At 59.8% G+C, this 21,546-nt stretch carries 18 protein-coding genes; 9 read left to right on the top strand and 9 right to left on the bottom strand.

Annotated features, from left to right (window positions below):
* Positions 1-168: 168 nt before the first annotated feature.
* On the top strand, positions 169-2,061 hold the full coding sequence (mrdA, locus tag PMI28_RS11330; RefSeq protein ID WP_007988294.1) for a penicillin-binding protein 2: 1,893 nt from the start codon (positions 169-171) through the stop codon (positions 2,059-2,061).
* Positions 2,062-2,073: 12 nt separating this feature from the next.
* Here the strand turns inward: mrdA and PMI28_RS11335 are convergent, their stop codons facing one another.
* Positions 2,074-3,033 carry a LysR family transcriptional regulator gene (locus tag PMI28_RS11335; RefSeq protein ID WP_007988293.1) on the bottom strand — a complete coding sequence of 320 codons (960 nt, stop codon included), beginning with the start codon at positions 3,031-3,033 and terminating at the stop codon, positions 2,074-2,076.
* A gap of 154 nt (positions 3,034-3,187) precedes the next feature.
* Here PMI28_RS11335 and PMI28_RS11340 point away from each other — a divergent pair, with 154 nt between their 5' ends.
* The 3 genes from PMI28_RS11340 to PMI28_RS11350 are packed head-to-tail and all read left to right on the top strand — an operon-like array spanning position 3,188 to position 6,179.
* The gene (locus PMI28_RS11340; RefSeq protein ID WP_007988291.1) at positions 3,188-4,489 is read left to right on the top strand and encodes an MFS transporter; all 1,302 of its coding nucleotides are present in this window, start codon (positions 3,188-3,190) and stop codon (positions 4,487-4,489) included.
* A complete protein-coding gene (locus PMI28_RS11345) occupies positions 4,486-5,241 on the top strand; it encodes a class II aldolase/adducin family protein (RefSeq protein ID WP_007988289.1) in 756 nt (251 codons plus the stop codon). Before PMI28_RS11340 ends, PMI28_RS11345 begins: the two co-directional genes overlap by 4 nt.
* The gene (locus tag PMI28_RS11350; protein WP_007988287.1) at positions 5,238-6,179 is read left to right on the top strand and encodes a 2-hydroxyacid dehydrogenase; all 942 of its coding nucleotides are present in this window, start codon (positions 5,238-5,240) and stop codon (positions 6,177-6,179) included. The genes PMI28_RS11345 and PMI28_RS11350 overlap by 4 nt, the downstream gene beginning before the upstream one ends.
* A gap of 178 nt (positions 6,180-6,357) precedes the next feature.
* Here the strand turns inward: PMI28_RS11350 and PMI28_RS11355 are convergent, their stop codons facing one another.
* From PMI28_RS11355 to PMI28_RS11390, 8 genes are read right to left on the bottom strand one after another with little or no spacing between them, the layout of a single operon-like run.
* Positions 6,358-7,488, bottom strand: a complete 1,131-nt coding sequence (locus tag PMI28_RS11355) for a glycosyltransferase family 4 protein (protein ID WP_007988285.1) — start codon at positions 7,486-7,488, stop codon at positions 6,358-6,360.
* A complete protein-coding gene (locus PMI28_RS11360) occupies positions 7,489-8,619 on the bottom strand; it encodes a glycosyltransferase family 4 protein (RefSeq protein ID WP_007988283.1) in 1,131 nt (376 codons plus the stop codon).
* A complete protein-coding gene (locus PMI28_RS11365; RefSeq protein WP_007988281.1) occupies positions 8,603-9,970 on the bottom strand; it encodes a glycosyltransferase family 4 protein in 1,368 nt (455 codons plus the stop codon). Before PMI28_RS11365 ends, PMI28_RS11360 begins: the two co-directional genes overlap by 17 nt.
* Complete coding sequence (locus tag PMI28_RS11370; RefSeq protein ID WP_007988279.1) at positions 9,967-11,220, bottom strand: ABC transporter ATP-binding protein; 1,254 nt, start codon at positions 11,218-11,220, stop codon at positions 9,967-9,969. The genes PMI28_RS11365 and PMI28_RS11370 overlap by 4 nt, the downstream gene beginning before the upstream one ends.
* Positions 11,220-12,017: an ABC transporter permease gene (locus PMI28_RS11375; RefSeq protein ID WP_007988277.1), complete on the bottom strand. Its 798-nt coding sequence runs from the start codon at positions 12,015-12,017 to the stop codon at positions 11,220-11,222. The genes PMI28_RS11370 and PMI28_RS11375 overlap by 1 nt, the downstream gene beginning before the upstream one ends.
* Entirely contained in the window at positions 12,018-13,460 is a 1,443-nt protein-coding gene (locus PMI28_RS11380) for a mannose-1-phosphate guanylyltransferase/mannose-6-phosphate isomerase (RefSeq protein WP_007988276.1), read from the bottom strand. It abuts the gene before it with no gap.
* 3 nt (positions 13,461-13,463) lie between these two features.
* Complete coding sequence (gene gmd, locus PMI28_RS11385; protein WP_007988274.1) at positions 13,464-14,435, bottom strand: GDP-mannose 4,6-dehydratase; 972 nt, start codon at positions 14,433-14,435, stop codon at positions 13,464-13,466.
* The gene (locus PMI28_RS11390) at positions 14,432-15,346 is read right to left on the bottom strand and encodes a GDP-mannose 4,6-dehydratase (RefSeq protein ID WP_007988272.1); all 915 of its coding nucleotides are present in this window, start codon (positions 15,344-15,346) and stop codon (positions 14,432-14,434) included. The genes gmd and PMI28_RS11390 overlap by 4 nt, the downstream gene beginning before the upstream one ends.
* Positions 15,347-15,771: 425 nt before the next feature.
* Here PMI28_RS11390 and PMI28_RS11395 point away from each other — a divergent pair, with 425 nt between their 5' ends.
* From PMI28_RS11395 to PMI28_RS11415, 5 genes are read left to right on the top strand one after another with little or no spacing between them, the layout of a single operon-like run.
* Entirely contained in the window at positions 15,772-17,349 is a 1,578-nt protein-coding gene (locus tag PMI28_RS11395; protein ID WP_033063432.1) for a glycosyltransferase, read from the top strand.
* Complete coding sequence (locus tag PMI28_RS11400; protein ID WP_007988268.1) at positions 17,343-18,638, top strand: glycosyltransferase; 1,296 nt, start codon at positions 17,343-17,345, stop codon at positions 18,636-18,638. Before PMI28_RS11395 ends, PMI28_RS11400 begins: the two co-directional genes overlap by 7 nt.
* The gene (locus PMI28_RS11405; RefSeq protein WP_007988267.1) at positions 18,635-19,519 is read left to right on the top strand and encodes a class I SAM-dependent methyltransferase; all 885 of its coding nucleotides are present in this window, start codon (positions 18,635-18,637) and stop codon (positions 19,517-19,519) included. The genes PMI28_RS11400 and PMI28_RS11405 overlap by 4 nt, the downstream gene beginning before the upstream one ends.
* On the top strand, positions 19,516-20,673 hold the full coding sequence (locus tag PMI28_RS11410; RefSeq protein WP_007988265.1) for an acyltransferase family protein: 1,158 nt from the start codon (positions 19,516-19,518) through the stop codon (positions 20,671-20,673). The genes PMI28_RS11405 and PMI28_RS11410 overlap by 4 nt, the downstream gene beginning before the upstream one ends.
* On the top strand, positions 20,667-21,500 hold the full coding sequence (locus PMI28_RS11415; RefSeq protein ID WP_007988263.1) for a class I SAM-dependent methyltransferase: 834 nt from the start codon (positions 20,667-20,669) through the stop codon (positions 21,498-21,500). The genes PMI28_RS11410 and PMI28_RS11415 overlap by 7 nt, the downstream gene beginning before the upstream one ends.
* The last annotated feature ends 46 nt before the right edge of the window (positions 21,501-21,546 follow it).

Below are 21,546 nucleotides of genomic sequence, written 5' to 3'. Positions count from 1 at the left end.
TTGGGGTTTTGTTTTTGCGCGTGAAAAAACAGGAACGGCCCATTCAAGGTCAATTGTAAAAAAAATCACACAAACCTGACTCCACGGTTTTGGTAAGGTGCAGCTCATTTTTAATGGACTGAGTCTGAGCCCACGGATCGGCATTCTTTTCAAAGAGTTGCTGCACAAGTGCCTGAACCGATACCGATCAAGGACCACGAAAAAGAAACACGTCTGGTCAACAAGAGACTGATGGCCTGCGCCTTGTTCGTTACCGCCATTACCTGTGCTCTGGTGGTACGCCTGTATGTCCTGCAGGTCGTCGAGTTCGACTATCACTCGACCATCTCCGAAAATAATCGCGTACATGTCCTGCCGATTACACCTACCCGCGGATTGATCTACGACCGCAACGGCGTACTCCTTGCGGACAACCGTCCCAGCTTCAACCTGACCATCACCCGCGAGCGCGCCGCCGATGTGAAAAGCGAGCTGGACGAGGTGGTCAATCTCCTGCACTTGCCCGCTGAAGACCGCTCGCTGTTCGACAAAGCGATGAAGCAGGCGCGTCACCCCTTCGAACCCGTGACGCTATTCTATGAGCTGAGCGAAGAACAGATTGCCGTACTCGCCGTCAACGAATTCCGTTTGCCGGGCATCGATGTCGAGCCGCAGTTCGTGCGCCATTACCCGTTCGGCGAGCACTTTGCCCATTCGATCGGCTACGTCGGTCGTATCAACGAGAAAGAATCCAAAGCCCTGGATACGGTCGAGTACCGAGGCACCCAATCCATCGGCAAGACCGGGATCGAAAAATTTTACGAATCGGAACTGCATGGCCATGTCGGTTACGAGGAAGTCGAAACCAACGCTCAGGGCCGGGTATTGCGAGTGCTCAAGCACACCGATCCGGTGCCAGGGAAAAACATTGTACTGAGCCTCGACGTCAAGCTTCAGGAGGCTGCGGAACAAGCCCTGGGCGATCGCCGTGGCTCTGTGGTCGCGCTCGATCCGTCGACCGGTGAAGTGCTGGCCATGGTCAGCAAGCCGAGCTTCGACCCGAACCTGTTCGTAACCGGGATCAGCTTCAAGGAATACGCGGCGCTGCACGACTCCATCGACCGCCCGCTGTTCAATCGTGTGCTGCGCGGCCTGTACGCACCGGGTTCGACCATCAAGCCGGAAGTGGCAATCGCCGGCCTCGATGCGGGTGTCGTGACGCCGCAGACCCGCGTGTTCGACCCCGGTTACTACCAACTGCCGGATTTCGATCACAAGTACCGCAACTGGAACCACAGCGGCGATGGTTGGGTGGATATGGATGCGGCAATCATGCGTTCCAACGACACCTACTTCTATGACCTCGCACACAAGCTCGGCATCGATCGCCTGCACGACTACATGGCCATGTTCGGACTCGGTGAGAAAGTCTCTCTCGATATGTACGAAGAATCCCCCGGCCTGATGCCATCCCAAGCCTGGAAGCGCGCCACGCGTCGTCAGGCCTGGTTTCCGGGCGAGACGGTGATTCTCGGTATCGGCCAGGGCTACATGCAGGTCACGCCGCTGCAATTGGCCCAGGCCACGGCGCTGATTGCCAACAAAGGGGTGTGGAATCGACCGCACCTGGCCAAAACCGTGGACGGTGTCGCACCGGTGGATGAGCATCCAATGCCGAATATTCTGCTCAAGGATCCTCGCGGCTGGGAGCAGGTCAACCATGGCATGCAGATGGTGATGCACGATGCCCGCGGGATTGCCCGGGCCGCCGCCGCGGGGGCGCAGTACCGTATTGCGGGCAAGAGTGGTACCGCGCAAGTGGTGGCGATCAAGCAGGGTGAACGTTACAACCGGGAGAAAACCCGTGAGCGTAACCGCGACAATGCCTTGTTCGTCGGTTTCGCCCCGGCCGAGCACCCGAAGATCGTGATTTCGGTAATGATCGAAAATGGCGAGGCGGGTGGTCGCGTCGCCGGACCGGTCGTCCGGGAGATCATGGACGCCTGGCTACTCGATCAGGACGGGCACCTGAAGCCGCAATACGCAGCGCCGAGCAAGGCGCCGGGCGATCCTCATGTCTGAACCCGCATGGCTTCACAGCACAGGCTCGCGGATGCTGAGCATGTGCTGGAAGCTCTCGAGGAACACCGTTTCGGCCTGGCTCATCTTCTGTTCGCGATTCCACAACAGCTGGATATCGAAATCCACCACCCCGTCTTCCGGCGGCAGGCGCCAGAGCAGACCTTGCTCGACATCCCGGCGCACCAGATGCGTGGGCAAGGCGCCGATGCCGTAACCCGCGCAGATCAAGCGGTAAATTTCTTCGAAACTGGTAGATGAGGCGACGATCTTGCCGGTGAAACCTTGCTGGTCGCGGAACAGTGTCAGGGGTGAAAGATTGCCGCCCAGTTGATCGCTGGTGAAGCTGACGAAGTTTTCCGCAGCGAGTTGTTCCAGAGTCAGATTCTGTTGCCCGAACAACCGATGGCGCTGGCCACAAAAGTAAGCGTATGTCTCTCGAAACAGTACCCGCTGTTCCAGCCGCGGCTGTGGCAGACGACACAGGCCGACGCCAACGGTCGCGGTCTTTTGCAGCAGCGAACTGATGATGTTCGAACTGCCCATTACCTCGACTTCCAGCTCGATTTTTGGATGGGTTTCATGGAAGTCAGCGAGGAAATCATCGTAATGCCGTGCCTGCACACCGCTGACGGTGAGGATACGGATCTTGCCCACCACGTCGTCGTGACGGCTCTCCACAACCGTCCCCAGGCGTGAAATATCCCCGTAGATATCCGTTGCTATGCGCAGGACTTCTTCCCCGGTTTCCGTCAGATCAAAGCGTCGCCCGCTGCGGGCAATCAACACACAGTCCAGTTGTTCTTCCAGTCGTTTCAGTGCCTGGCTGACGGCCGACTGGGTGATGTGCAGTCGCGCGGCAGCGCGGCTCATGCTGCCTTCCTGACCGATGACCAGATAAGTGCGCAACAGGTTCCAGTCGAGGCGGTCATTGAGAAAGCGCCGGCCGACCCACGGGTTGGAAGTGGTAGGCATAAAACCTCATGCAGTAGCAGTGCTAATAGTAAAGATAAGAATTTGAAAATTGACTAATCCTGGCATGGAAGCGATAAAGCCCACAAGCGCCATAGAGCGCAACCGTCATCCGCCTTAAGACCTGCCCAAAACTATAAATACACAGGGTTCTTGCATGCACACTACTCCCCAACCGCGCCGAGCCGCGGCCGCTGCCTTCATTGGCACGACCATCGAGTTCTACGACTTCTACATCTACGCCACCGCGGCGGCGCTGGTACTCGGGCAAGTGTTCTTCCCCAGCAGCGACCCGGTCATGAGTACCCTCGCGGCATTTGGCAGTTTCGCTGTCGGCTTTATTGCGCGGCCCATGGCCGGGATGGTGTTCGGTCACCTGGGTGACCGTCTCGGGCGCAAGAAAATGCTCTTGGTGACCATGGCCTTGATGGGCATCGCCACCGCCGGCATTGGCCTGTTGCCGAGCTATGCGAGTGTTGGCATCTGGGCGCCAATCGGTCTGATCGTGCTGCGTTTGATCCAGGGCATTTCGGTCGGTGGTGAGTGGGGTGGGGCGGTGTTGATGGCGAGCGAGCACGCGCCGGCCAAGCGCAAGACGTTCTACGCGTCGTTCGCCCAACTCGGCAGTCCCGCCGGTTTGTTGCTGGCACTGATCGCCTTCCGACTGGTGACGTCCCTTGAGCCAGAGGAATTTCTCGCCTGGGGTTGGCGCCTGCCTTTCCTCGCCAGCGGTGTGTTGATGATGGTCGGCCTGTTGATCCGTTCCGGTGTTCACGAGTCGCCGGAGTTCGCCAAGGTCCAGGACAATAACGAAACCGCCAAATACCCGGTGATGGAGGTGATCCGCACCTGCTGGCGGCAGATCCTGTTCGCCGCTGCTGCGGTGACCATTGGCTCGGCCGGGTTCTTCTTCACCAACACCTTCATGATCACCTACGTCACCCAATATCAGGGCATTGCCCGTTCGACGATTCTCGATTGTCTGTTTCTGGTGACGGTCATCCAGCTGCTCTCGCAACCGCTCTCGGCACTGTTGGCCGAACGTATCGGTGAAGGACGTTTTCTCAAATGGGTCGCGCTGCTGTGCATGGTCACGCCATACCCGATGTTCCTGTTGGTGGGCACGCAGAACATTGCGTTCATGACCGTTGGCATTGCCCTGGCGGTGGTGATTCTCTCGGCGCTGTACGCCGTGATCGCCGGCTACATGACCCAGGCCTTCCCGGTGCACCTGCGCTACTCGGGGATTTCCATCGCCTATCAACTGGCTTGCGCCGTGGCCGGGGGCACCACGCCGCTGATCGGCACCCTGCTGGCGAGCAAGTTTTCCGGACAATGGTTGCCGCTGGCGGTGTTCTTCACCTTGCTCTCGGCCCTGTCCCTGATCGGTGTTTGCGGCCTGGCCCGCCTGCGCGCCAACCCGGTCGTCACCCACGCTGCCAAAGAGGTGTATTCGTGAGTAAACCTGCACACATCGACCCGGTTGAATGGCAAGCCCGTTGCGAACTGGCTGCGCTGTATCGACTGGTTGCGCACTTTCGCATGACCGACCTGATCGACACCCATATCACCCTGCGGATTCCGGGGCCTGAACACCACTTCCTGATCAACCGCTACGGGGTGATCTTCGACCGCATGCGCGCCTCGGATCTGGTGCGCATCGATCAGGAAGGGCGGGTGGTCGATCCAGAGTACGCCGGCCATCGGGTCAACGCCGCCGGCTTCGTGATCCACTCGGCGATCCACATGGCGCGTCCGGACCTGAACTGTGTGATCCACACCCACACGGCGGCGGGCATGGCGGTCGCGGCGCAGAAGCAAGGCTTGCTGCCGATCAGTCAGCACGCGTTGAAGTTCTACGGCAAGCTGGCCTATCACACCTATGAGGGCATCGCGCTGTCGCTGGATGAGCGCGAGCGCTTGATTGCCGACCTCGGTCCGCACCGGGCGATGATCCTGCGCAATCATGGCTTGTTGGTCGGTGGTTCGGGTGTGGCCCAGGCGTTCCAGGAAATCCACTTTCTGGAGCGTGCCTGCCAGGCACAGGTGCAGGCGCTGGCCGGTGGTTCGGCTTTGCATTACCCGTCGCCGGAAGTGTGCGCGCACACCGCCGAACAGTTTGACCGTGATGAGCAGGACAACATCATCGACCTGGCCTGGGAGGCCGCTTTGACGTTGATCGAATCCCAGCGCGAGTCTTATTTGTCATGAACGCCGACATCAACACCGTGGTTCTGCTGTCCCGCGACACCTTGCTGCTCAAGCAATTGCAGGCGGCGTTTGCCCGCAGCGCGCCGCAACTCACCGCCGTGCTGGCCGACGATTCCCGGGCCGCCAATGCGCAGATGGCGGCGTGCTGGTTTCCCTTGCCGGGCAGTCTCGGCGCATTGCCGAACCTGCAAGTGATTCACTCGGTGGCAGCCGGTATCGATCATCTCGATCACGATCCGTCTTGCCCGGACCTGCCGGTTTGCCGCGTGGTCGACCCGGGCCACCGCCAGGGTATGACCGAGTACGTGCGCTGGGCGGTGATTCACTATCACCGCGGTTTCGATCAGGTGTTGTCGCAACAACGGGAACAACGCTGGGAACGGCCGCTGCAACGGGCGGCGGGGCAGTTCAAGGTCGGTGTGATGGGGCTCGGATCGCTGGGCAGCGCGATTGCCCTGGACCTGGTCGCCGCCGGTTATGACGTGCGTGGCTGGGCGCGGCGCAGCAAGGACTTGCCGGGTGTGCGTACGTTCGCCGGGGCTGATGCGTTGAATCCGTTTCTCGATGGCGTCGAGTTGCTGATCAACCTGTTGCCACTCACCAGCGAAACCCGCGGCATCCTCGGCCGAGCCACTTTCAACCAACTCGCCAACGGCGCGGCACTGGTCAACTGTGGTCGCGGTGGTCACCTGAACATCGATGACCTCGAGCAGGCACTGGCCCGAGGGCAATTGCGCGGTGCCTTGCTGGATGTCTTCGAACAGGAACCGCTGCCGATCGATAACCGGCTTTGGACGATGCCCGGTGTGACCATCACCCCGCACATGGCCTCGGCGGCTTCCCATGATTGTATTGCCGAGCAAGTGGCGGAAAACTTCCGTCGATTGAATATCGGCGAACCGTTATTGAACTGTGCCGATCGATTGCTGGGTTATTAAACGCAAGTTCGATCCACCTATTAAGGCGTGCCTTGCAAACTCGCGCGCCTGGTTGGGCGAGCGATAACAAAATTTCGCCTCAACCGTTTTCCTGCCAGTCAAAACAAGCGAGCCGTCGCGCTCCAACCGTCGAATCCAAAGCCGGCAACCACAAGACGCTTGAAGAATGGATGAAGCCTCATGCGTAGGCGAGGGCTTTTTCTTCCAGCAGTTCCTCATACAAGGTCGCCCATTTGCGACCCATTTCGTCCGCCGTAAACAGATTCTGATAACGGGCCTGCGCCTTCTCGCCCATTTGCGCCGCCAGTCCCGGGTTTTCCCAAAGCGTGCGCATCGCCTCACGAAACGCCAATGGATGACTCGGCGGCACTACCAGCCCGGTCTCGTTGTGGATGTTGATGTAACTGGTGCCAGTGCCAATTTCACTGGAGATCATCGGTTTGCCATACATCGCGCCTTCAAGCAGTGAAATGCCAAAGGCTTCGGAGCGCAGGTGCGATGGGAACACGATGGCGTAGCTCAGTTGCAGCAGCGCCACCTTGTCCTCGTCTCCCAGACGCCCGAGGAAGTGAATATTGCGTAAACCCAAGGCGATCGCCTGGGCATGCAGCTCTGCTTCCAGCGGGCCGGCACCAACAATCACTGTCGGATAATCCAGGTCCTTCAGGGCGTCGAGCAGGATGTGCAAACCTTTGTAGTAGCGCATCACACCCACAAACAGAAAGAACTTGTCGCCAAGCTTTTTCCGCCAGTGAGCCGTTCGATTGTTGTCCGGCAGTGGGTAACCTGCCTTGTTCAATCCATAGGGGATCACTCGGGTCTTGTGCTGAAACTGTTGCAACACATCACTGGTGTGCAGGTAATTGGGTGATGCCGCGACGATCCGGTCGGCGCTGTGCAGAAAGCGATTCATCAGCGGCCGGTAAAGTTTGAGCAGGTGTTTCTGGCGGATAATGTCCGAGTGGTACGTCACCACGCTGGGTTTGTTCAGGCCGCTGGCGAAATGCACCAGGTCCATGAACGGCCATGGAAAGTGGTAATTGACCACGTCGGCTTCGGCTGCCAGCTCGCGAAACTGTTTGAAGACGCTCCAGGAAAACCCTGTGGAGGCGAACTGAATGTCGAGCCTGGCTCGATGGACTTCATGTTGAGCGATCTGCATCACCGGCGGTGTCGGATCGGTACTGAGTGTCAGTACCTTGCCCTCAACGCCGTGCAGGGCACCGCTTTCGCACAACTGGAAAATCACTTGTTCGATCCCGCCGACCGAGTCAGGCAGGTACGTCTTGAAAAAATGGAGAACTCGCATTCAACCTCCCATAGCCTGGCGGTAAGCGCTGGCCGTGACTTGCGCGCAGCGTTCCCAGGTAAAAAGCCTTGCCTGTAGCAATCCGGCTTCCCGGCATGCCTGCCAATGCGCTAGATCCTCGATCAGACGACTCATTGCATCGCGCAAGCCGTCGGTTTCATCCGGTTCAACATAGTTACCCGCAGAGCCTGCCACTTCGGGCATGGCCGAACGTCTGGTCAGAATGACCGGCGTGCCGCAGGCCATGGCCTCCAGCACCGGCAGGCCAAAACCTTCGTAAATCGACGGAAAAATCAATGCACGGGCGCCGGCCAACAGCTGCGCAACGTGCTCGTCAGGCAGATAGCCCAGCAAACAGACATGACCGCAGGCCAGGGCCTGGTGCAATTCTTCGTTGAACTGCTCGCGCTGCCAGCCCGCCATGCCGACGATCAGCAATGGAAAACGCTGACGGACTGATTCCGGCAATCGGGCGTGGGCGCGCAGGGCGAGCGACAGATTCTTGCGCGGTTCCAGGGTACCGACACAGAGGAAGTATTCCCGCGCTTCGACGCCATGGGTCTTGAGTACGGTGTCGATAGACTCGGGGGACCGCGGGTGAAAACGCGCGGCTACCCCCAGCGGCGCGACAACAAACCGCTCCGCCGGTAGCCTGAAATGTGCCTGGGCTTCGTTTGCAATGTATTGCGAGTCAGTAAGAATCAGGCTTGCCTGTCGCACGCCGTCGGCCACGCGCCGTTCGATTTCTCGCAAGCGCGCCGGTGGCTGCGTTTCGGGATAGTGCAGGTGAGTCAGGTCATGCAGGGTAATGACTGTCGGACCGTCGAACGACAGCGGCCACAAACTCGGTTCGTGGTAGAGGTCGATGGCTTGCGTGCGGCCTTGATCGAAGCGTTTCTGCTCCAGCCACCGTCGGGCCTGATAGGCCCCCGGAATCTGCCGCAGCAAGGGTGTCAGTCGGGAATAACCGGGCATGGCCGCTTCAGGCAGCACAGTACTCCAGCCCCAGCCATGAAACAGCGCCAGTTCAATATCCGGTTCGCCCGCCAGGGCGTTCGCCAGTTCGGCAACGTAGTGGCCGATGCCGGTGCGCGGCGCCTGGAGGATGCGGGCGTTAAGGGCAATGCGCATGTTGCCTCTCTTCCATGAGCGGCACGTCTACAAGATTGCGCAGGGTGCGTGAAGCCAGTTGCGCACTGGCTTCACGCCAGCCGATCCAGTGCCAGTCCGCGACGTCGCGAGTGGCCGGGAATTGACCGCTGCTCTCGAAACGAATGACCAGATCAGCCAGACTTTGTGGTTCGGCCAGGTCGAAATACGCCATGAACTCACCACCGATTTCGCGAAAGACCGGAATGTCGCTGCCCATGGCCGGCAATCCACGCTGCATGGCTTCCACCAGCGGCAGGCCGAAGCCTTCCACAAAAGACGGAAATACCAGTGAGCTGGCGTGGGTGTAGGCATGTTCGAGGCTGGTGTCGCTCAGTTCGTTGAACATGAACAGGCGTTGATTCAGCTGCGGGTGATTGCGTACCCGGGCGAGCAGGGCGTCGCATTTCCAGCCGACCCGACCCGCGATACACAGCCGGGCTTTTGAGCCGGCCGCCCAGGCCCGTTCAAAGGCGTCCAGCAGGTAGTCGTGGTTTTTGCGCGGCTCGATGGTGCTGACCATCAGAAACACCGGTTCCGGCGTCGCGAACAGCCGGGCAAGGCGCGGTTCCACGGCGGCGTCGACTTCGCTCAGATCGAGTTCGGAGCCCAGGTGGAAGTAATCGAACCACAATGCATTGGCCTTGGCCGAGCCCAGGCGGCGCTGAACCTCCTCACGCACCTGATCGCGTACCGTGGCGGAAATGGCCACGTAGCCATCGGCGGTTTGAGTGATCCAGTCGAACCACTCGTTGAAAACCTGCACCAGCCGCGTGTCGTAAAATTGCGGATGCGTCACGGGAATCAGGTCGTAAATCACCGAAACGATGCCCACGCCTTCACGTTTGAGCTGTTCGGCAAACGGGAAAAAATCGGTGTGCCAGGATGAATCCAGCAACACCAGTTGATCTCCCGGTTGATGCTGCAGCGGCGTGCAACGTTTGGGCAGTTGATACTGATTGAGCTGGTCGATCAGACGTAGCGGCACACTGAAGCAGGTCAGCGCTGTCAGTCGATAAGCCACGTACACCACGCGTCGGGCGAATCGCGATGTCAGGCGCTTATCAAGCCGCTGGTGCCATTGCCAGAAACGATGTGCCAGCCGGCCAAGTCGCCCACCGAACATCATCATCTGATCGAAAAACGGAATGTTCAGCGCGCCGAGCATCAGCACCCGGTAGAGTTTGCCCTTAAGCAACACAACCGGGATGCATTCAACACCGTCGAGCGATTCCGGTAGCTGGTTGACGACGTTGCGCACCACCCGCTGAATACCCGAATTGACCTTGGGGTGTTGGAATACGTGCGTGCATTCCACCAAAAGACGCGTCATGGCGTGCTCCCCGAAGTGACCGGCGCATTCGAGCGCGTGATGGTGGTTTTCGCGGCCAGCCACGAGCAGCCGACAAAGTCTTCCTGCCGGTTGTTGATCACATGGAACACCAACCCGTAATCGCGCCACTCGAAGTTGCGGTCCAGGTGCGAATCCAGGCGTGACAGGCTCAACGCCACGGAATAATTACCCTTGCCCAGTCCCATGACGAAAGCGAAGCGGTAGGTCACGCGCTCGCCAGCCTGCAAGTCGTTCAGCGCCTGATCCTGGCGATGGGTGTTGATGCCGTACATGGCCTGGCCCAGGCGATCCTTGATCATGAAACCCAGCACCAGCCGCTCGATGTCCTGGCGAACTTCGACATTCACTTCCAGCACGACCGGTTGACCGACTTCGGCGGCGTCGATGGACCGCTCATGTTGGTCGAGCAGACGCACGTTCAGAATCCTGGCTTCACCCGTTCCGGAAATGGTGCTGACTTGACCGCCAGAGAGCATTTCCTGGCGCACGGTCTGTCCTTCACGCGCGGCGAGCAGGGCGTTGTAGTAATCCATGACGGCTTCGGGGGTGTCGTGCATGGCCATGTGGCCGTTTTCCAGGAGAATCGCCGAGTCGCAGATCGACTGAATCGCCGAGCGGTCATGGGAGACGATCAGCAGCGTGGTACCGGCTTTGCGAAAGCTGCGGATGCGGTCGAAACTTTTGTGCTGGAAGTAGGCGTCGCCCACTGACAGAGCTTCGTCGACGATCAAAATGTCCGGGCGTCGCGCAGTGGCCACACTGAACGCCAGGCGCATTTGCATGCCGCTGGAATAGGTGCGCACCGGGTGGTCGATGGCGTCGCCAATTTCCGCGAAACGTTCGATTTCAGGCATCAACGCTTCTATTTCTTCAACCTGCATGCCCAGTAACTGCCCGGCCATGACTGCATTCTGCCGGCCGGTGAAGTCCGCATGAAAACCCATGCCCAATTCCAGCAGGGCGGCGACGCGGCCTTCGAGCTCAATGGTGCCGCGGGTGGGTTGGGTGGTGCCGGTGATCATCTTCAACAAGGTGCTTTTGCCGGCGCCGTTGACCCCGACGATGCCCACCGATTCGCCGGGGGCAATCTGGAAGGTCACGTCTTGCAGTACCCAATGCTGGCGATGACGGATCGGTGAAAACGGGATCAGCCACTCGGCCAGTCGACTCCAGCGGGTAGGGTATTGTTTATAGGCCTTGCCCAGGCCGGTGACGCGTATGTGCCCCATCAGAGTTCATCCACCATTTCGCCGACCCTGTGCCGAAACAGCCGCAGCCCGATGACGAAGAACAATACGCTGCCAACCATGATCGGCAGCAGCGAACCCCAGACGGGCCATTGGCCGTAGAGAAAGATGTTCTGGTAGCTGGTGATCAGGTTGGTCAGCGGGTTGAGTTGCAGCAAGCGCTGCACCCAATCGGGCAGGATGCTCATCGGGTACACAATCGGCGTCAGCCAGAACCAGAATTGCAGGCAGATGGCGAAAAATTGTCCGACATCGCGAAAGAACACATTCAATACGCCAAGAATCATCCCCAACCCGGCACAAAACATCACCTGTAACGCCAGCAGCGGAATAAGCGCCAATAGCGCCATACCCGGCAGTCGACCGGTGATCAACAGAAAACCGAGGAACAAGCCGATGATGATTGCGAAGTTGATTCCGGCATTCAACAGCACGATCACTGGCAGGCAGATCCGTGGGAAGCTGATTTTCTTCAGAAGGTTGGCGTTATCCAGAAACATGTTCTGACTGCGCACCGTGATTTCTGCGAACAGGCCCCAGGTCAACAACCCGGCGCAGAGGTAGATGCTGTAGGCCATGCCATCATCCACCCCAGGCAAACGGGCGCGCATGATCTGGGAAAAAATCACCGTGTAGACGATGATCATCGACAGCGGGTTGAGCACGGTCCACAGGGCACCGAACAACGAATTGCGATAACGCGCCTGAAATTCCCGCTGGACACTACCGAGGATGAACCCTCGATAGCTGCTCAGCGTGCGGTATAGGGAAAGCAGCATTCAAACCGTCCGCCCGTATTGGTCTTCGAAGCGGACGATGTCGTCCTCTCCCAGGTATTCGCCGCTTTGCACTTCGATGATCACCAGGTCGATCACGCCGGGATTCTCCAGGCGATGCTTGTGCCCTGCAGCAATGAAGGTCGACTCGTTCTTGGCCACCAGGTGCGTACCGGTACCATTGTTGGTGACCTTGGCCATGCCTTCGACCACCACCCAGTGTTCATTGCGATGGTGGTGCATCTGCAACGACAACTTGGCGCCGGGCTTGACCACGATGCGCTTGATCTTGAAGCGCGGGCCTTCCTCGAGCACGGTGTAGGTGCCCCATGGCCGGCTGACAGTACGGTGCAGGCGATAGGCCTCGTGTTCTTTATCCTTGAGTTGCCTGGCCACCCGGCGCACATCCTGGGCGCGGTCGGCGTGGGCCACCAGCACCGCGTCGGCAGTGTCGACGATGATCAGGTTATCCAAACCCACGGTCGCTACCAGCCGGTTGTCGCTCTGGACGAAGTTGTTGTGGCTGTCGATGAAAATCGCCTCGCCGACGGCGCGGTTGTTTTGTGCGTCCGCCGGTACCAGTGCGGCCACCGCACCCCAGGAGCCGATGTCGCTCCAGTCGAAACGGGCCGGCACGACGACCACCTTGTCGGAGCATTCCATCAACGCGTAGTCGATGGAAATGTCCATGATTTCGCCAAACAGGGCCGGTGACAGTTCCTGTTGCACGCTCCCGGCGTTTTCCACGGGAGCACTGGCGGCCACGCAGGTTTGCGTTTGCTCCAGCAAGGCGGGAGCATGGGTTTGCAGTTCGGCAAGCAGGGTGGCGACCGAGAAGCAGAACATCCCTGAGTTCCACAGGAAGTTGCCGCTTTCCACGTAATGCGTCGCGGTTTGCAGGTCGGGTTTTTCGACGAAGCGCCGCACGCTGGCAGCGCCTTTGTCGTCCAGCGGTGTGCCGGCTTCAATGTAGCCAAAACCGGTTTCCGCAGCGGTCGGCACGACACCGAAGGTTACCAGGTGACCGCGCCTGGCCAGCGTTACGGCATGCTCGACCGCGTCCTTCAGCGCGTCGACATTGACGATCAGGTGGTCGGCGGGCATGACGAGCATGATCGCGTCGTCGCCATGCAGGGCCTGGAGGGAGAGGGCGGCGGCGGCAATGGCCGGCGCCGTATTGCGCCCCGTCGGCTCCAGCAGGAAATGCCCGCGATGACGGCCCAGGTGCGCGTCCCGAAAGTGATCCTTGCTCTGGAAGTAGTACTCGCGGTTGGTCACCGTGACGATATCGCCCCAGCCGTCGAGCAGGTCCGCGGCACGCCGATAGGTCTTGCCCAGCAGCGATTGGCCGTCAGGCAATGCCATGAAGGGTTTGGGGTGGCCTTCACGCGACACCGGCCACAACCTTGTCCCGGCACCGCCGGAGAGAATCACGGGAATCAGCATGGCCTACTCCTTGGCGACGCGTTTCATGTCCGCATCCATCATCATGCGGATCAAGGTATCCAGGTCGGTTTTTGGTTTCCAGCCCAGCACACGCTGGGCCTTGGCCGGGTTGCCGAGCAGCACTTCGACTTCGGCCGGGCGGAAGAACGCCGGGTCGATCTTCACGTAATCGCGGTAGTTCAGGCCCACATGATCGAAGGCGATCCGACACATTTCGCGCACGGTGGTGGTCACGCCGGTGGCCACTACGAAGTCGTCGGGTTTGTCCTGTTGCAGCATCAGCCACATGGCTTCGACGTAGTCCCCGGCAAAGCCCCAGTCGCGCTTGGCGTCGATATTGCCCAGGCGCAGTTCCTGCTGTTTGCCCTGTTTGATCCGGGCGGCGGCGTCGGTGACTTTGCGCGTCACGAACTCGATGCCGCGCAGCGGTGATTCATGGTTGAACAGAATGCCGCTACTGGCATGCAGGTTGAAGCTTTCGCGGTAGTTCACGGTGATCCAGTGGCCGTACAGCTTGGCCACGCCATAGGGGCTGCGCGGATAGAACGGCGTGTTCTCGTCCTGCTGCTCGGCCTGGATCAGGCCGAACATTTCGCTGGTGGATGCCTGGTAGAAACGTGTGTGCGGACTGAACTGACGGATCGCTTCGAGCAGGTGGGTCACGCCCAGGCCGTCGACGATGCCGGTGGTCACCGGTTGATCCCAGGAGGCCGCGACAAAGCTTTGCGCGGCCAGGTTGTAGACCTCGTCCGGCGCCGACTTGATCACCGCGCGCTGCACTGAACAGGCATCGGCCATGTCGCCGTCCAGGTAGACGATGTCCGCCTCGACCCCCATCTCGCGCAGGCGCCAGCGTGAGTCGCTGCTGCGACGCGCTACCAGGCCGTGGACTTTGTAGCCCTTGTCGAGCAGCAGTTTGGCCAGATACGCACCATCCTGGCCGGTGATCCCTGTGATCAATGCACTTTTAGTCATTCTTGTCGTACTCGCTTCTCCCAGTCGGACAGGATCGCCCGCAGGGATTGTTGTGTTGTGATTTCAGACTTCCATCCGGTGGTTTCGACCAGCCTGGCAGGGCTGCCACACACCCGACGCTGATCCGCGCGGCGAAGTCGCGCAGGGTCCTGGACCAGTTGCAGGTCGACCTGGGCAAGATCCGCCAATTGTTCGATCAAACTGCGAATGCTCTGCTCGCGTCCCGAGCAAATGTTGTAGACCTGCCCCGGCGTACCTTTTTCCAGCAAGGCCAGGTAGGCCGAGACCACGTCTGCGACATCGAGGAAATCGCGCGTGACGTCGATGTCCCCGACCTCCAGTTGTGGTGCTTGCAGGCCTTGCTTGATCCGGCAGATCTGACGTGCGGCGCTGGCGATGACGAAGCTGTCCTTCTGCCCGGTGCCAATGTGGTTGAACGGGCGGGCGACGAGTACGGGCCTGTCTTCGCTCAGGCCCCATTGCAAACTCAGGAACTCCGCCGACAGTTTGCTCACGGCGTATGGATTGCGCGGGCAGGGTGGTTGCAATTCAGTGATGGGCAGGTGGGCTTCAGTGACCTGGCCATAGACATCACCGGAGCTGACGTACAGGAACGTACCCGTGAATCCGCGTGCCTTGAGGGCTTGCAGCAGGTTCAGGGTGCCCAGCAGATTGATGTTCAGGGTGCGCGCCGGATCACGAAAGGCGTCCGGGACGAACGTCTGGCCGGCCAGGTGAATCACCGCGTCGGGCATTTCCGGCCACAAGCCTTCGAGGCTGTCCGGCGCGGCGAGATCGTAGCGGCAAGGAACAGGCAGAAGCTCCCATTCCGAGGCATCGGCCTGCAAACGCGATTGGATGTGTTGTCCGACGAATCCAGTCAGCCCCGTGACAAACAGACGCTTTTTCAAACAGCGACCCCTCGGTCATACATTTCGTCAATTCCTACAGGCATTACGGAACGGTCTCATAAAGCTATAGGATCGCCCGTAAAGACAGACGAAAAGTTTTGTTGTAGTTGTTTGGTAGCCAATCTGTGCCATTTACTCGGCAATTTCAACAGGTCCAACCGTGACCGGTCAGTTCTCGTCAGCGTAGCCTGATTTATTCTCGCCGGGCGGTTCACGAATCCTCAACGGATGTGGTTAGAATGCCCCTCGTCACGATTAACCGGGGTTCGGCAGCGTCGTTTCGAAACTGCGAGAAACTGACCACTAAAACAAGAACGAAGACGGGCAGCAAGACGATGGACGAGCGCCAGTAAACACTGGCTCGAACCGTGTTTTCCCCGTCATAGCGTGAGGCTGCCGGGATGGCGGCGTCACCGTGGGATGCCATGAATTTCATTCTTTACTCCGACGTCAACGACAGCTCCATCAGCCAGAGTCTCGGCCGTCCCGAGTACAGTTACTACTTCGTGCTCAAGGCATATCGCCCTGTACTCGAAAGCCTTGGGCGAGTGCATGTGGTGTCCTCCACCGCCGAGGTCGATCCGCTCTACAAACAATTATTGGCCGCCGGCGAAGACAGTCTGTTCCTGTCGTTTACGCCGCCGCAGAAAACCCCGAACGACCTTGAGTGCCCGACGATCTGCGTAGTGGCCTGGGAGTTTGATTCGATTCCCGATGAGCAATGGGATAACGACCCGCGCCAGGACTGGACGCAAATGCTGGCGCGCCAGGGCCGGGTGATCACACTCTCCAGCCATACCGCCCGGGCGATTCGTCGGACCATGGGCGAAGACTTTCCGGTGCTGGTGTTGCCGACGCCGTTGTGGGAAAACTTCGCCGACATTCGTGGTCGTCACACCAGCGTCCCGATCAGTGCCGGCTCGACACTGGACATCAAGGGTTGCATCTTCGATACACGCACACTCGGGCTGAGCGCCGATGCACTGATTCCCGTCGTGCCGACCGCCGAGGAACTGGCGGCGCTCGAGGCCGAGCTTGAGGCATTGAAGCCACCGCCGCTGACGCTCAAGCGCCGCTTGGTGATTGCTCGCCATTACCTGCACATGTGGCGCCTGGACAAGGGTAGATCGCTGCCGATCCCGGTGCATCGCACTCATTTTCTAAGCCAGTGGTATTGGGAAGGGATTCGCGACTTGTTGTCGGAAGCCGCCCATCAGCGTTTCGCTGACTGGTTGCCGGCCATCGCCGGCCCGCAGACGATGGCAGTACCCGAGCCAGAACCGCGACAGTGGCCGGACACCACCGCCCAGGTCGAAACACAGGTTGACGGTGTGGTGTACGTCACCGTGTTCAACCCGCGTGACGGTCGCAAGAACTGGCATCAACTGATCAGCGCATTCTGCTGGGCGTTCCGCGAAACGTCTGACGCGACGCTGGTGCTGAAGATTACCCAAAGCGATCTGTCGTCCTACCACGACGAACTGATGACGTTGCTCGCGCAACTGTCCCCGTTCGCCTGTCGGGTGGTGGTCATGCACGGCTACCTGGACGACCCGCAATACGCCCGGCTGTACGAAGCCGCCAGTTACTACGTCAATGCCTCGCGCTGCGAAGGGCTGTGCCTGCCGCTGATGGAGTTCATGGCCAGCGGTAAACCGGTGATTGCCCCGGATCACACGGCCATGGAGGACTACATCGATGAGCGTGTGGCGTTTGTGGTCAAGTCCAGCGAAGAGCTGACCATCTGGCCGCAGGACACACGTATCATCTACCGCACCCTGCGTTTCCGGCCGGACTGGGGTTCGCTGAAAACCGCTTACGAAAACAGCTACCGTCTGGCCAAGGAACAACCGCTGGAGTATCAGCGCATGTCCTTCGCCGCCGTCGAACGCATGCACGATTACTGCGCTTTCGCCCCGGTGCAGAAACGCATGGCGGATTTTTTCGGGCTGGCGCCACAGGCTTTGCCGACAGCAACCGTGACGGATAACGCCCCATGCTGATCATTATTCATTCGGAAACCAACCAGCACACCATTGCCCAGAACCTTGGCCGCTCGGAGTACAGCTATTACTTCGTGCTCAAGGAGTACCGCCCCGTGCTGGCGCGGCTGGGGCGAGTGATAGAAGTCAGCGACCCGCAGACCGAAGTCGACGCCTTGTACATGGACTGTTTGTCCCGTGGTGAAGCGTGCGTGTTCCTGTCGTTCTCACCGCCTCATCGCACGCCGGTCAATTTTGCCTGCCCGACGCTGCCAGTGTTCGCGTGGGAATTCAGCACCATCCCCAACGAACCCTTTGCCGGTGACCCGCTCAATGACTGGCGCACGGTGTTGCGGGCAGCGGGTGCGGCGATTACGCATTCCAGCTACACCGTGAATGCGGTGCGCGAGGCGATGGGCGCCGACTATCCGATCATCGCGGTACCTGCCCCGGTATGGGACCGGTTTTCCGAGCGCGGCGCCCACTTGCAACGTCAGCCCTTGGCCAGTCAGGTGCGGTTGACGCTCAAGGGGTTGCTGGCGGACAGCCGCGAGCTCGACTTGCGAGCCTTCGGCCCCGTGGCAACTCGCGAAGGCGTGGGTATTGATTTCGAGGCCCCGCCGAGTGAACACGAGTTGGTCCTCGATGGTGTGATTTACACCTCGGTGTTCAACCCCGGTGATGGGCGCAAGAATTGGGAAGACATGCTCAGTGCCTTTTGCGTGACGTTTCGCGAGGTGGATGACGCAACGCTGGTGCTCAAATTGACGCACCACGATGCTGAAGAAGCACTGACTGACATCCTTCACCACTTGTACAAAAACCAGTCTTACCGCTGCCGGGTCGTGCTGATTTACGGCTATCTGGCTGACGCGGACTATGAGCAGCTGGTGCAAGCCACGAGTTACGTGGTCAACACGTCCTACGGCGAAGGCCAATGTCTTCCGCTGATGGAGTTCATGTCCTGTGGCAAACCGGCGGTAGCGCCAAGGACCACGGCGATGATCGATTATCTGGATGCCGATAATGCATTCCTGATTGACTCCACCGATGAGCTGACGGCCTGGCCACATGACCCGCGCAGGGCGTTTCGTACCTTGCGCTACGTTACCAATTGGGCGTCGTTGTGCAGGGCCTACCGATCAAGCTATGACGTGGCCAAGGGGGATCCCGAGCGTTATGCACGGATGTCCGTGCACGCAGTGGCCAGCCTCAAAAAATTCTGCAGCCAGGCCACTGCCGAGCAGCGGCTTGACGTATTTTTTGAGCGCCTGTTCGAGAGCCGTGCCGTGGAAACCCCTGAGGCATGATTCGCGCATTGGTCAGACGTTTCTTTCCAGAGACGAAACCCGAGCTCCAGCCCGCGCCGTTGCCGGTCGAGCAATCCCGTGTGTCGCCAAGAGAGGTGGGCTTGCACGATGCAATGCATGACGGCTGGTTTTCGGGCGACAGCGGCGAATTGCTCAAGGGCTTTGCGATCACCGCCGACGACACCTTGCTGGATGTCGGTTGCGGCGAAGGCGTGGCGACGTTGTTCGCGGTCCGCCAAGGCGCTTCGGTGATCTTCACTGACAGTGAACACGACAAGGTCCGCGAGCTTGCCCGGCAAGTGGCCGCACAATCGGATAAACCGAACCTGGGGCTGGTCAGCAACAGTTTGCCGCTGCCATTGGCCGACGGATGCGCGAGCAAAGTCGTGTGCATGGAAGTGCTCGAACACATCGACCAGCCGGAACCCTTCATGGCCGAACTGGTGCGCATGGGCCGTCCCGGCGCGCAGTACTTGCTGAGCGTGCCGTCCCCGGTGGGCGAGCATTTGCAGAAAGGCATCGCCCCGGCCAGCTATTTTCAATCGCCCAATCATGTGCAGATTTTTACCCCCGAGCGATTCGCCGCACTGGTGGAAGACGCGGGTCTGGTGATCGAACATCGTCAGGCCACCGGGTTTTTCTGGGTGATGGGCATGATCTTCTTCTGGGCCAGTGAGCGGGCCGCCGGGCGTGAATTGGGCGGTGCGGTTCGCGACCGGATTCAGGCGCCGTACCCGCCGCTGATGGAAAGCTGGGCGAAAACCTGGCAGGACTTGCTGGCCCAGCCCGACGGGTTGGCGATCAAGCAGATGCTGGACCGGTTCATGCCCAAGAGTCAGGTGATCATTGCGCGCAAACCCCGTGTCCAGGAGGGCGTATGAGCAACGAAAAACGGATCATGGACATCGAGTTGCTGCGCGGTATTGCGGTGCTTGGCGTGCTGTTTCATCACTTGCAGGACAGCCTGTTCGCGGCGGCTGTGCCGTTACTGCAGACGATCACGCTGTACAGCCAGCCGTGGTGGGGCGTGGATCTGTTTTTCGCGATCTCGGGCTTCGTCATTGCCCGTAGCCTGATCCCGGCCTTGCGCCGCTGCACAACGCGTCAGGAATATTGGCAGCAGACGCGCAATTTCTGGTTGCGTCGGGCCTTTCGTTTGCTGCCCTCGGCCTGGCTGTGGCTGGCGCTGATGTTGCTGGCGTGCCTTTTTCTCAACCGCTCCGGTGCGTTCGGCACGCTGCACGCGAACCTTCAGGCGACCCTGGCCGGCGTCGCGCAGTACGCCAACTTCCGTTTTGCCGACAGTTTTTATCGCTACGAGTACGGCACCAGTTTCGTGTACTGGAGCCTGTCGCTGGAAGAGCAGTTCTATCTGCTGTTTCCGCTGATGATCGTGCTGTTTCGCAAACACCTTGTGTGGCCTTTGCTGGCACTGGTTGCGGTGCAACTGTTCACCTTGCGCACGCCGATCCTGATGGTGGTACGCACCGACGCGCTGGCCCTCGGCGTGCTGTTGGCGATGTGGAGTACGCAACCGTCGTACCTGCGCTGGGCGCCAACATTCCTGCGTCGTCCATGGGCGGGTGTTGCCGCACTGATCACGGTGTCGCTGCTGCTCAGCTTCATGGCAACGGATCGTTTCACCTTCACTTCTTACCGGATCGGCGCGATTGCGGTGCTGTGCGCAGTGCTGGTCTGGATCGCTTCTTACAACCGCGATTACCTGTTGCCGCGCGGCGTGTTCAAGAACCTGATGACGTGGGTCGGCAGTCGTTCCTACGGAATTTACTTGATCCATATCCCGGCCTACTTGCTGGTTCGCGAATTCATTTTCCGTTTACAGGCTGCCGGGCTGCCGAGTCCGGCTGGCCATCCGATTCTGATGTTGCTGATGGCTGGCGGCCTGATCGTGCTGCTGAGCGAACTCAACTATCGCTTCATCGAAATGCCCATGCGCAACCGCGGCGCTTCGCTGGTCAAACGCCTGGGCACTTCCCGAACAGCCGTCCCATCCTCTGGAGCCACCTCATGCTGAGCCTTTTGAAGAAACTCACGGCGGGCACGCCCGCGCCTGTGCAGCCAGAGACACCGCCCGCGACGCCAGCGGCGGACAAGGTCGACCCGTATATGCTCGGCCTGCACGACGCGATGCTCAGCGGCTGGTTCAATCAGCAAACCGGCGAACTGTTCAGCGGGTTCCCGGTGACCCCCGAGGACACGCTGCTGGATGTGGGCTGTGGCGACGGCGGCAACGTGCATTTCTGCGGGATGCGCGGGGCGAAGATCATCATTGCCGATATCGACGCGGCCAAGGTCGAAGCGACGCGCCAGCGCCTGGGCGATACGCCGGCCCGCGACGTCGAATGCCATGTCACCGACTGCAACCCGTTGCCGATTGCCGATGAGACCGCCACACGGGTGGTGTCGACCGAGGTCATCGAGCACGTGGACGATCCGGCGCAGTTCCTCGCCGAACTGGTGCGCGTCGGTAAGCCGGGCGCGTTGTATCTGCTGAGCGTCCCGCACCCAAGCTCCGAAGACCTGCAGAAAGATATCGCGGCGGCCGAGTATTTCCAGAAGCCCAACCACATTCGCATCATCAGCGAAGAGCAGTTCAAGGCCATGGTCAGCGATGCCGGGCTGGAAGTGATCAGCCATAGCCAGTACGGATTCTATTGGTCGATGTGGATGCTGTTGTTCTGGGAAGCCAAGGTCGATTTCAGCAACCCGGACCATCCGTTGCTCAACCACTGGGCGGATACCTGGCAAGCGATTCTGGCTTCGCCACGGGGCACACAGATCAAGCAGGCGCTGGATGCCGTGGTGGCGAAAAGTCAGGTGATCATTGCGCGTAAACCCTGACTAGCCAGAGGTGGGAGCGACGGCCTGCAACAGGTCGTCCGGCACC

The sequence above is a fragment of the Pseudomonas sp. GM48 genome, from assembly GCF_000282335.1.
Taxonomy (GTDB): domain Bacteria; phylum Pseudomonadota; class Gammaproteobacteria; order Pseudomonadales; family Pseudomonadaceae; genus Aquipseudomonas.
The sequence above is the reverse complement of the archived record's forward strand: the minus strand, read 5'-3'. Positions and strand labels throughout refer to the sequence as shown.